The organism is Clostridium sp. AM49-4BH (assembly GCF_003478335.1).
Lineage (GTDB): Bacteria > Bacillota > Clostridia > Lachnospirales > Lachnospiraceae > Butyribacter.
This window is the reverse complement of sequence record NZ_QUFB01000153.1, coordinates 1-528: the sequence shown is the minus strand read 5'-3', so window position 1 is coordinate 528 and position 528 is coordinate 1. Positions and strand designations below refer to the sequence as shown.

Annotated in this window: 1 protein-coding gene; it reads left to right on the top strand. The window is 40.9% G+C overall.

What is annotated here, in order from left to right; all coding sequences use genetic code 11:
* A partial coding sequence (locus DW981_RS14855; protein ID WP_147352689.1) for a site-specific integrase occupies positions 1 to 485 on the top strand: 485 nt, incomplete at its 5' end.
* Positions 486 to 528 lie beyond the last annotated feature (43 nt).

The window sequence follows — 528 nt, the reverse complement described above, 5'->3', positions numbered from 1 at the left end:
CAGACATTGATATGGATCGCCGTACCATGACGATAAGGCGCTCTATGGAGTATCGCCATTCTACAAAGGAATGGAGGATTGGTGAACCGAAAAGCAAGGCGGGATATCGGACGATACCATTGACAGAGGAAGCCGTTGAGATCTTGAGACAGCAAAAGATGAAAAATAATGCGCTCAAGGTTACGGTGATGGAGTGGTCAGAGTTTGTATTCCTTTGCAGAAAAGGAACACCGGTTAAGAACAGTACATATGATACGATGCTGTTCAAACTATGTGATAAAGCGAAGATTCCCAAGTTTTCCATGCATGTGCTGCGACATACGTTTGCAACCAGGTGTATTGAAGCCGGAATGAAACCTAAAACATTACAGACAATCTTAGGTCATTCCAATATTGGGATCACCATGAACCTTTATGTACATACAACAGAAGAACAAAAACAAAAAGAAATCGACCAGATTGCGGATGCTTTGAAAGTGGTTTAATTTTTTTTGCTCTCAAAAATTGGTACATGATTGGTACGTTAAC